The 9,359-nt window shown below is 70.5% G+C and carries 9 protein-coding genes; all 9 read right to left on the bottom strand.

Features of this window, described 5'->3' with window-relative positions; all coding sequences use genetic code 11:
• Positions 1-286 precede the first annotated feature (286 nt).
• Complete coding sequence (locus tag ACFC1R_RS06100) at positions 287-1,711, bottom strand: DivIVA domain-containing protein (protein WP_375933429.1); 1,425 nt, start codon at positions 1,709-1,711, stop codon at positions 287-289.
• Between the two features lie 49 nt (positions 1,712-1,760).
• Positions 1,761-2,051, bottom strand: a complete 291-nt coding sequence (locus ACFC1R_RS06095; protein WP_045299063.1) for a YggT family protein — start codon at positions 2,049-2,051, stop codon at positions 1,761-1,763.
• 76 nt (positions 2,052-2,127) lie between these two features.
• Positions 2,128-2,733: a cell division protein SepF gene (locus ACFC1R_RS06090; RefSeq protein ID WP_375933426.1), complete on the bottom strand. Its 606-nt coding sequence runs from the start codon at positions 2,731-2,733 to the stop codon at positions 2,128-2,130.
• 222 nt (positions 2,734-2,955) lie between these two features.
• A complete protein-coding gene (locus ACFC1R_RS06085) occupies positions 2,956-3,744 on the bottom strand; it encodes a YggS family pyridoxal phosphate-dependent enzyme (protein WP_375933423.1) in 789 nt (262 codons plus the stop codon).
• Positions 3,741-4,475 (bottom strand): peptidoglycan editing factor PgeF, encoded by a 735-nt coding sequence (gene pgeF / locus ACFC1R_RS06080; protein ID WP_375933420.1) that lies wholly within the window; start codon positions 4,473-4,475, stop codon positions 3,741-3,743. Before pgeF ends, ACFC1R_RS06085 begins: the two co-directional genes overlap by 4 nt.
• A 25-nt stretch (positions 4,476-4,500) precedes the next feature.
• The gene (gene ftsZ / locus ACFC1R_RS06075) at positions 4,501-5,700 is read right to left on the bottom strand and encodes a cell division protein FtsZ (protein ID WP_375933417.1); all 1,200 of its coding nucleotides are present in this window, start codon (positions 5,698-5,700) and stop codon (positions 4,501-4,503) included.
• 363 nt (positions 5,701-6,063) lie between these two features.
• On the bottom strand, positions 6,064-6,819 hold the full coding sequence (locus ACFC1R_RS06070; protein WP_375933414.1) for a cell division protein FtsQ/DivIB: 756 nt from the start codon (positions 6,817-6,819) through the stop codon (positions 6,064-6,066).
• Positions 6,812-7,918 carry an undecaprenyldiphospho-muramoylpentapeptide beta-N-acetylglucosaminyltransferase gene (gene murG, locus ACFC1R_RS06065; RefSeq protein ID WP_375933411.1) on the bottom strand — a complete coding sequence of 369 codons (1,107 nt, stop codon included), beginning with the start codon at positions 7,916-7,918 and terminating at the stop codon, positions 6,812-6,814. The genes ACFC1R_RS06070 and murG overlap by 8 nt, the downstream gene beginning before the upstream one ends.
• 6 nt (positions 7,919-7,924) lie before the next feature.
• Positions 7,925-9,295, bottom strand: coding sequence for a putative lipid II flippase FtsW (gene ftsW / locus ACFC1R_RS06060; protein WP_375933409.1), 1,371 nt, complete (start codon positions 9,293-9,295; stop codon positions 7,925-7,927).
• Positions 9,296-9,359: the final 64 nt, after the last annotated feature.

The following is a 9,359-nucleotide window of genomic DNA, read 5'->3' as shown; positions in this document are numbered from 1 at the left end:
ACCCGCCCCCCCACCGGGGGCCCCCCACCCCCGCCGCGGCCGGGCCCCCCCCGGCCCTTCCCCCTTCGCCCGAGACGCGGGGCCCCCCCCGCGATCCCGCTCCCCCAAAAACTAAAGGTGCACGGTCACTCGCGCGAGCCCCCGCACTCCGGTCCGCGCCCGGCGGACCGGCCGTCGTACGGCCTGCGGTCACCCGCACTGGTCCCGCTGCCCCCGCGCCGGACAACGAGGGCGCCCCCGCCGCGACCTGGAGTCACAGTGGGGGCGCCCTCGAAGTGGGTACTGCTTAGTTGTCGCCGTCCTCGTCGATGAGGAAGCCGCGCATCGGGGCCGGAGCCTGCTGCATCGGCTGCGGCGGCTGCGGACGGACCGCGGCCATCGGCTGGGTCATCCCGGCAGGAGCCATCTGCGCGGCACCGGTCGGGCCACTCGCCTGCCCACCGAAGGAGGGCTGGCTGCCACCGCCGCCGAAGGAGCTCTGGCCGCCGAAGGACTGGCCGTTGCCACCGAAGGACGGCTGGCTGCCGAAGCTCGGCGAGGCGCTGCTCATCGCCGAGGCCGGAGCCGGAGCCATCGACGACGCGGCCGGCGGCAGCGAGGCGGTGGCGGGGATCCGCGGCGGGGCGAGCGAGTCGTCGGCCTGCGACTCCAGCTGACGCAGCTGGGTCTCCAGGTAGGACTTCAGGCGGGTGCGGTACTCACGCTCGAAGGCACGCAGGTCCTCGACCTTGCGCTCCAGCGTCGCGCGGGCGGACTCCAGCGAGCCCATCGCCACGCGGTGCTTCTCCTGCGCGTCCCGCTCCAGCGCGTCGGCCTTGGCGCGGGCGTCCCGCTCCAGACCCTCGGCGCGGCTGCGCGCCTCACCGACGATCTTGTTGGCCTCGGAGCGGGCCTCGGAGATCGCCTGGTCGGCGGTCTGCTGGGCGAGCGCCAGCACACGGGCGGCACTGTCGCCGCCGGGACCCTGCTGCTGGCCCATCGGGCCGCCCAGCGGGCCGCCACCGAGCTGCTGCTGACCCATCGGCGCACCCATCGGCGCCAGCTGCTGCTGGCCGCCCATGGTCTGGCCCATCTGCTGCTGCGGGCCGCCCAGCTGGGGCTGACCACCGAGCTGGGGCTGACCACCGAGCTGGGGCTGACCGCCGAGCTGCTGCTGGCCACCGAGCTGCTGCTGACCCATCGGGCCACCCAGCGGCTGGAGCATCTGACCGCCCATCGGCTGCACCAGCTGCTGCTGGCCGCCCATGGTCTGGCCCATCTGCTGCTGGCCCATCGGGGCACCCTGCCCGGCCGGGAGCTGCGGGGCACCGGACGGCAGGCCGAGCGGCTGGTTGCCCATCTGCTGCTGCGGGGCACCCATCTGCTGCGGGCCGCCCAGCTGAGGCTGTCCGCCCATCGGCTGACCGCCCATCTGGGGGCCGCCGTTCTGCTGACCAGGAACCGGCGGGCCGGATATGGCAGCGGGAACAGGAGCACCGGGACGCGCGTCCTGCGGCGGCTGCTGCTCCTTGCGCATGTTCGCCTGGTTCTGCGCGGCGGCCCGGGTGGCGGCGGCCAGCTTGGCGCGCAGGTCCTCGTTCTCGCGGAGCAGGCGCGTCAGTTCGGCTTCGACCTCGTCGAGGAAGGCATCGACCTCGTCCTCGTCATAGCCTTCACGCAGCCGGACGGTCGTGAACTGCTTGTTCCGAACGTCCTCGGGGGTCAATGGCATCTCTTCACCTCAACGTGATCGTCGGCACACCGGCATCCTGTCGCAGCGCTCAAGACGGCAGAGTCAGCACGAGCGATCTCAGGACAAACACAATGATCATCAGTACGAAGAAGGACAGGTCGAGCGCCACGCCCCCGAGACGCAACGGCGGGATGAATCGCCGAAGAAGCTTGAGTGGCGGATCCGTGACAGTGTACGTGGCCTCGAGGACCACGACCATGGCCTTCCCCGGACGCCACGAACGGGCGAACTGGAACACCCAGTCCATGACGAGCCTGAAGAGCAGGATCAGCAGGAAGACGGTCAGTGCGTAGTACAGCACTGCCCACACGATCCCCATCGCGTTTCCCTCTCCCTGGCCGACATACCGTCAGTTACTCACTGTCGTTGGATCCACACATAAAGTCGTGGCCGGGTCAGCTCTGGTTGAAGAACCCACCCTCGGCGATCCGAGCCTTGTCCTCCGCCGTTACATCGACGTTAGCAGGCGACAGCAGGAACACCTTCTGTGTCACTCGCTCGATACTGCCGTGCAGACCGAAGACGAGTCCAGCCGCGAAGTCTACGAGCCGCTTGGCGTCGGTGTCGTCCATCTCGGTCAGATTCATGATCACCGGGGTGCCGCCGCGGAACTGCTCGCCGATTGTGCGGGCCTCGTTGTAGGTTCGCGGGTGGAGTGTGGTGATGCGGTACGGCTCTCGCTCGTTGACGACCTTGGGCATGATCACCGGGGCGCTCTTCTCCAGATTGTGGCGGCGTTCGGGTGTGATGGACGACACGGGGGCCATCCTCGGAGCCTCCTGCCGGATCGGCACGGCGGCCGGGACCGGCTGCGGCGCGATGTGCGCGACGGGCGCCGGGGCGGGCACGGCAGCGGGGCGCTGCAGGTCCTCCGTCCGGCCCGTCCTGATCGGCTCGGGGTCCGCGTCGTAGTCGTCGTCGGGGTCGTACCCCTGGCCGTCGTACGTCTCGTCCTCCACGAGGCCGAGGTAGACCGCCATTTTGCGCATTGCGCCGGCCATGCTCCTGTCTCCTCCGCTCTGTGGTGGATCGTCACCTGCGGCCCGAGTCCTGACCTGTTGGTTTCCCGCCGGCCGCCGACGCACCGTCATGTCGACGACGGTCCGTCAAGGGTGGGGAGGGGCGGCTGCGGGGATGCGATCCACGGTTCGCTAGCGCTGTGGCAAGCTGCTAGGTTATATGTCCTGTTTTGTCCTGCAGTCTGATCTACTTACTCGGTGACGTTACCCGAGCGGTGACCGCACTCCGAGTACCGCCGTACCGACGCGTACATGTGTCGCCCCGGCAGCCACGGCCTGCTCCAGATCACCGCTCATCCCTGCCGACACCATGGTGGCAGCAGGATGGCTCGCCCGTACTGCGCTTGCGATTTCCGCCAGCCGCGCGAACGCCCGGTCCGGCCGATCGGCCAGCGGCCCGGCCAGCGGTGCGACGGTCATCACACCGACCATCCGCAGCCCGGGCGTGTCGGCGATCAGGTCGGCCAGCGCCGGCACGTCGGCCGGGGCGACCCCGGCCCGGTGCTCGCCCTCGCCGCTCTCCTTGTCCAGCGCGACCTGCACCAGGCAGTCCAGCGGGGCCCGTTCGGCCCTGAGCACGGCGGCGGACAGCGACTCCACCAGCCGCGGCCGGTCCACCGAGTGCACGGCACCGGCGTAACGGACCACCGAACGCACCTTGTTCGTCTGCAACTGACCCACGAAGTGCCAGGTCAGCGGCAGTTGGACGCAGATCTCGGCCTTCGGGGCGGCATCCTGGTCGCGGTTCTCGGCCACGTCCGTGACGCCGAGTCCGGCCAGCAGGGCGGTGTCCTCGGCCGGGTAGGTCTTGGTGACCACGATCAGGGTGACGTCCTCGCGGGGACGACCGGCCGCCTCGCAGGCGGCGGCGATCCGGCGCTCGACGACCTCCAGGTTGGTGCCGAGCTGCTCGTAGCGGGCGCGCTGCTGCTCCGTCAGGCCGACCAGGAAGTCCGGGCGGCCCGGGAACGGCCCGTAGATGTCATTCGTCATGAGAGTTCAGAGCCCAACCAGACGTAGCTCGCAAGTCGGCCGGTGCGCTGCTCGCGGCGGTAGGAGAAGTGATCGGCCGACTCAAGGGTGCAGACAGATGATCGCACTACTTCGGTGATTCCAGCCTCGGCGAGCTGCTGCACGACGCCGCCGGGCACGTCCAGCGCGGGCGTCCCCCAGGAGGTCTCCGCACGGGCCGCCGGCACCAGGGCCGCGACCTCGGCACGCAGTTCGGCCGGCACCTCGTAGCAGCGACCGCAGACCGCGGGCCCGATCGCGGCCACGATCCGATCCGCTGCCGCGCCCTGCGCGAGCATCGCCCGGACCACCGCCGGGACGACCCCGGCGGCCAGCCCCGGACGGCCCGCGTGCGCGGCACCGACGATCCCGGCGACCGGGTCGGCCAGCAGGACGGGCGTGCAGTCCGCCGTGAGCACCGCGAGCGCCAGCGGCCGGTCGGTGACCACCGCGTCCACCGTGGGCGCCTGCCCCTGCCGCTGGCGTTCCGTCACCACCGCGACCTCGGCGCCGTGCACCTGGTTCATCCAGACCACATCGGCCGGGTCGATGCCCAGCTCACGGGCGGCGAGCGTGCGGTTCTCCCGTACGGCGGCCGGGTCGTCCCCGACCGCGCCGCCGAGGTTGAGCTCCCCGTACGGCGCGGTGCTCACCCCGCCCCACCGGTCGGTGAAGGCGAAGTGAGCACCAGAGCGTTCAGTCGTATAGATCACTTAAGAGTGTTTACTTCACATGTGCTTACTTCAGGAAGTCCGGCACGTCGAGCTCTTCGGCCGGGCTCTCCACGAAGGGCTGCCGGACCGGCTGCACCTGCGGCGGGACCGGCGCGGCGGTCGTGGTCGCCGGGGCCTCGGACTGGCGGGACTCCTCACGGGAGGTCACCGAACCGATGTTCCCGTACGAGGGCCGGGTGGTGGGCCGCTCCGGCGTGGCCGGCGGGGTGCTCGGCGCACTGGCCTTCACCACCGGGTCGCGGACGATGGCCGGCGGCTGGCCACCGTCGAAGCCGGCCGCGATCACGGTGACCCGGACCTCGTCGCCGAGCGCGTCGTCGATGACCGCACCGAAGATGATGTTGGCCTCGGGGTGCGCCGCCTCGCTGACCAGCTGGGCCGCCTCGTTGATCTCGAAGAGACCGAGGTCGGAGCCGCCGGAGATGGAGAGCAGCACACCGCGCGCCCCGTCGATGGACGCCTCCAGCAGCGGCGAGGAGATCGCCATCACGGCGGCCGCCTTGGCGCGGTCCTCGCCCCGGGCGGAGCCGATGCCCATCAGGGCCGAACCGGCGTCCGACATGACCGACTTGACGTCGGCGAAGTCGAGGTTGATCAGACCGGGGGTGGTGATCAGGTCGGTGATGCCCTGGACACCGGAGAGCAGCACCTGGTCGGCGGAGCGGAACGCGTCCAGCACGCTGACCTGGCGGTCGGAGATGGACAGCAGGCGGTCGTTCGGGATCACGATCAGGGTGTCGACCTGCTCGCGCAGCGACGCGATGCCGTCCTCGGCCTGGTTGGCGCGGCGGCGGCCCTCGAAGGTGAAGGGGCGGGTGACCACGCCGATGGTCAGCGCGCCGAGCGAGCGGGCGATGTTGGCCACGACGGGCGCGCCACCGGTGCCGGTGCCGCCGCCCTCGCCGGCGGTGACGAAGACCATGTCGGCCCCCTTGAGGACCTCCTCGATCTCCTCGCGGTGGTCCTCGGCGGCCTTGCGGCCGACCTCGGGGTTGGCGCCGGCGCCCAGGCCCCGGGTGAGTTCACGGCCAACATCGAGCTTGACGTCGGCGTCGCTCATCAGGAGGGCCTGCGCATCGGTGTTGATCGCGATGAACTCGACGCCCTTGAGACCGACCTCGATCATCCGGTTGATGGCGTTCACACCACCGCCGCCGATACCGACGACCTTGATGACTGCGAGGTAGTTCTGCGGTGCTGCCACGTCGAAGGCCTCTCGCCTCGAATTTCGGGGTCGGCTTCCCCGTGTCGTGAAGGCCGACGGATGTCGATGGGTGGGGAGCAGGGTTTCAGGACTGAATGTCCGAAATGCCGACCACCGACCCGAACCCTAAACTTGAGCTTTAGGGTTGTAGCTGTGCCTACGTCACATCACCGTGAGACACAGCCTGGTGACACAGGACAGTAGGTCGCATCTGGCCCATGTTCAACGAACACGCCGAGCTTCCCGTTTTTCTTTTGAGCCTATGTGATCATCGACCGCCCGGCGAAACCGGGGGTGACCACCAAGGGTCGGGGCGGAGCTGTGACTCCGTCAACACCGCCCTCGGGGAGAGAACTTACCGGATCAACCCGAGACCGCCGGGGCGTCTGGCGCACTCACGTCATAATTCGCACCCCGCTGACCGAGCAACGCGGTCAGCACAACGGCCTTGCGAGCAGTGCGTTCCGGACTCCCCCAGCGGACCGTCACACCCCCGCTGAGCTGCAGTCGAATGTCGTCGTACGAGTGAATCTGCAGCGCCCCGGCCCGCTTGGCCACCTCGGTCGGCAGCCCCGCGGCCACCGTCACCGCCGCTCGGAGCAGGGTCGCCCGATCGATCACCCCGGCAGCATCGTTCGCCTGCTGACTGAGTGCTAGTTCGACCAGCGGGACCCCCGCGGGAGCACTCGGTTCGGTGGCGAAGCTCACTCCGGCGGCGTCCACCTGCGAGAAGGTGCTGTCCACGTTCTTGATCGCCGCGACCGGCTTGCGCTCGACCAGCTTGACCTGGAGGGTGTGCGGCCAACCCCGCCAGACCTCGGCCCTGGCGACCCGGGGGAGCTTCTCCACCCGGTGCTCGGCCGCGGTCAGGTCGATCCTGGCCAGCGGCCCGTGCTGGAGCCCCCCGAGCGCCTCACGGACCTGGTCGTCCGTCAGCTTGCCGCTCTCCAGGCCCTGGACGGCGACGGTGCGCACGTCCAGGGCCGAGGAGAAGAAGACCAGCCAGCCGAGCGCCCCCAGCACCAGGGCGCCGAAGGCGCTCAGCACCACGATTCCACGCCGGGAGAGCCGGAGTCCGGGTGCGGACTCCGGGTCCTCGTGGACCGAGGCGTCAGCCACGACGACGGCCGCCCCTTGATGCCTCGATCGCCTCGTAGACCATGCCGACCAGCAGCTCGTCCGCGTCACGGCGGCCGAACTCGGCGGCGGCCCGGCTCATGTCCCAGAGCCTGCGCGGGTCGGTGAGCACCGGCAGCACGTTCTGCAGCACCCAGTCCGGGGTCAGCTCGGCGTCGTCCACCAGCAGACCGCCGCCCGCCTTGACCATCGGCTGGGCGTTCAGCCGCTGCTCGCCGTTGCCGATCGGCAGCGGGACGAAGGCGGCGGGCAGCCCGACCGCGGCCAGCTCGGCCACCGTCATCGCGCCGGCACGGCAGAGCATCAGGTCGGCGGCGGCGTACGCGAGGTCCATCCGGTCCACGTACGGCACGGCCCGGTACGGCGGCATCCCGGGGATGTCGTCGATCATGGGCAGCTCGTTCTTCGGGCCGACCGCGTGCAGGATCTGCACGCCGTACTGCTGCAGGCGCGGGGCGATCGCCTGGACGGTCTCGTTCAGGCGGCGGGCGCCCTGCGAGCCGCCGGAGACCAGCAGGGTGGGCAGCCGCTGGTCGAGGCCGAAGTAGTGCCGGGCCTCGGGCCGCATCGCGTTGCGGTCCAGGGTGGCGATGGTGCGGCGGAGCGGGATGCCGATGTAGCGGGAGTCCCGGAGCTTGGAGTCGGGGGTGGAGACCGCGACGAAGTCCGTGTAGCGGGCGCCGATCTTGTTGGCCAGGCCGGGGCGCGCGTTGGCCTCGTGCACCACGATCGGCACACCGGCGCGCTTGGCCGCCAGGTAGGCGGGCATGGCGACGTAGCCGCCGAAGCCGACCACCGCGTCGGCGTTGACCCGCTCGATGATGTCCTGGGCGGCGCGGACGGTGCCGCGCAGTCGGCCCGGGACGGTGATCAGCTCGGGGGTGGGCTTGCGTGGCAGCGGAACGGCCGGGATCAGCGCCAGCTCGTAGCCGCGCTCGGGGACCAGCCTGGTCTCCAGTCCGCGCTCGGTGCCCAGGGCGGTGATCCCGCAGCTCGGGTCGTGCCTGCGGAGGGCGTCCGCGAGGGCGAGGGCCGGCTCGATGTGACCGGCGGTCCCGCCGCCGGCGAGTACGACATGCACCGAAATTCACCGCTCCCTGCGCGCCGGCCGGGGAGCAGGGCGCGCTGTGGTTCGTCGTCGTGGCAGCACCCGGGCCAGGAGTCCCCTGGTACGGGAGTTCTTGCTCCGGGCGGCCAGAGCCGCCTTCGCCCCCGGGGTGTTGCGTGCGAAGCAGAGCAGCACCCCGATGGCGCACATGGCCGACAGCATGGCGGAGCCGCCGTAGGAGAACAGCGGGAGCGGGACGCCCGCGATGGGCAGGAGTCCCAGCGCCGACCCCAGGTTGATCATGGCCTGCGCCATGATCCACGTGGTGGCGGCACCCGCCGCGTACCTGACGAAGGGATCCTTCGTACCGATGGCCACACGGATACCCGCATACCCTAGTGCCGCGAAGAGACCGAGTACCGACAGCGTCCCCACCAGACCCAGTTCCTCGCCGGTCGCGGCGAAGATGAAGTCGGTGTGCGCCTCCGGGAGTTGACCCCATTTTTCCACACCGGCACCCAGTCCGGATCCGAACGGGCCGCCGGCCGCGAAGGCGTACAGTCCGTGCAGGGCCTGGAAGCAGTCCAGGTTCGGGCCCGGCTTGGTGACCCCGACGCAGCCGAGCCGGTCGAGCCGGTGCGGCACGGTGATCACCAGGGCGGTGCAGGCGACCACGGCGATGCCCAGGGTGGCCCCGAAGAGCCGCAGTGGGGCGCCGACCATCCAGAGCAGGCCGAAGAGCATCGCGATCAGGACCATCGTGGTGCCCATGTCGCCGCCGAGCATGATCAGCAGCATCAGCAGCACGGTACCGGGCACCAGCGGCACCAGCAGGTGCTTCCACTGGTCGAGCAGCTTGCCCTTCTGCTTGCGGGCGAGCAGGTCGGCGCCCCAGAGCACCAGCGCCAGCTTGGCGAACTCGGAGGGCTGCACCTGGAAGAAGCCCAGGTTGATCCAGTTCCGGTTGCCGTTGACCTCCATGCCGATGCCCGGGATGGCGACCAGCATCAGCGCCCCGATCACCCCGATCAGTATCGGGTAGACCAGGGCCCGCTGGATCCGTACCGGGGTCCGCGCCAGCACCACCATCAGCGTCAGGCCGAGCAGGGCCGCGATCAGCTGCTTGCGGAAGAAGAAGGTGATCGGCAGGTGGCGCTGCATCACCAGGATCTGCGAGGAGGAGAAGACCATCACCAGGCCGAGCACCACCAGCAGCAGCGTCGAGCCGAGGATCAGGTAGTACGGCGTCAGCGGCCGCCCGAGGGTGTAGCGCGCGCGGTCCCTGAAGGCCCGCAGCCGGGCGATCGGGCCCGCCGACTTGAAGGTGGTGGTGGTCGCCGAGATCAGCCGCAGCCTCGAGCCGGTGCGCTCGGGTGGAGCGGCCGTGGCCGCCTTGCCCTCACCCGCCACGGCGGCTCCCCCCTCACGCGTGGGGGCGACGAGCCGCGGGGGCCGTTGCCGGTCGCCCCGCGGC

Source organism: Kitasatospora sp. NPDC056138 (assembly GCF_042264695.1).
GTDB lineage: Bacteria > Actinomycetota > Actinomycetes > Streptomycetales > Streptomycetaceae > Kitasatospora.
This window is presented reverse-complemented; position numbering and strand designations above follow the sequence as displayed.

Excerpts from the sequence above, each read along its gene's own strand:
- ACFC1R_RS06100 (WP_375933429.1), bottom strand. The coding sequence starts at position 1,711 with ATGCCATTGACCCCCGAGGACGTTCGGAACAAGCAGTTCACGACCGTC.
- ACFC1R_RS06095 (WP_045299063.1), bottom strand. The coding sequence starts at position 2,051 with ATGGGGATCGTGTGGGCAGTGCTGTACTACGCACTGACCGTCTTCCTG.
- ACFC1R_RS06090 (WP_375933426.1), bottom strand. The coding sequence starts at position 2,733 with ATGGCCGGCGCAATGCGCAAAATGGCGGTCTACCTCGGCCTCGTGGAG.
- ACFC1R_RS06085 (WP_375933423.1), bottom strand. The coding sequence starts at position 3,744 with ATGACGAATGACATCTACGGGCCGTTCCCGGGCCGCCCGGACTTCCTG.